This is a genomic window from Kineococcus siccus (genome assembly GCF_009906795.1).
In the GTDB taxonomy this organism is placed as follows: domain Bacteria; phylum Actinomycetota; class Actinomycetes; order Actinomycetales; family Kineococcaceae; genus Kineococcus; species Kineococcus siccus.
Genome location: NZ_JAAALN010000424.1, coordinates 1 through 804, shown reverse-complemented (window position 1 = coordinate 804; position 804 = coordinate 1). Strand labels below are relative to the sequence as shown.

At 80.3% G+C, this 804-nt stretch carries 1 pseudogene; it reads right to left on the bottom strand.

Annotated features, from left to right (window positions below):
- Positions 1-30 precede the first annotated feature (30 nt).
- Positions 31-804, bottom strand: a pseudogene (locus GTR02_RS21945) (cell wall-active antibiotics response protein); the annotation flags it as partial.

Genomic DNA, 804 nt, shown 5'->3' with positions numbered 1-804 from the left:
TGGGGGAACTCCTCGTCGGCGCTGGACACGTCAGTCTCCCTGCAGCAGTGGGCTGTCGGGGGCGGCGATGCGGACCTCGCCCGCCCAGGTGCTCGCGGTGACGACCGTCCCGGCGTCCGCGGGGACGGTCCAGTCGTCGAGGTCGTCGCCCCGCACGACCGTGGCCGCGGCGACCGTCGCGGCGTCGGCACCGACGGCGTAGACGCGCTCGACGTCGACGCCGCCGGTGACCGTCCCGGAGCTGCGCGCAGCCGCGGCGGCGAGGGGCACCACCTGCGGCGAGTCCTCGACGACGACCGAGCCGGCGCCGACGCGGGCCACGACGAGCACGGTGCCCTCGGGGGGGACGAGCACGCTCAGCCGGCCGGCCGCCACCGTGGCGCCCGCGCGGCCCGGCGTGCGCGCCACCCGGGTGAGGTCGACGACGAGGTTGCCGACCACGGCCGCGGTGTCGGGCGCGTCCTGCAGGGTCGCCGGCGTCGGCGTCCAGCGCTGGTCGAACTCCCACCGCCACCCGCCGCCGGCGGGCAGGACGCTCGCGGCGACCGCCAGCAGCGCCAGGGGCGTCGCGAGCCCGACGAGGGAGGTGCGGCGCCCGCGCAGCCCGGCCACGACCGCGCCCAGCCCCATCACGGCGACGGCCGCGACGAGCGCGAGCGGCACCGCGTCGCCGGGCAGGGCGTCGAGCCGGCCCGCCACCACCACGGCGCCGGCCGCCAGCAGCGCGAGACCCAGGACGAGCGTCGTCGCGAGCGGCGAGCCCGGGCGGCGGCGGGCGGCGGCCTGCCGCCGCCCGGGCTCGCC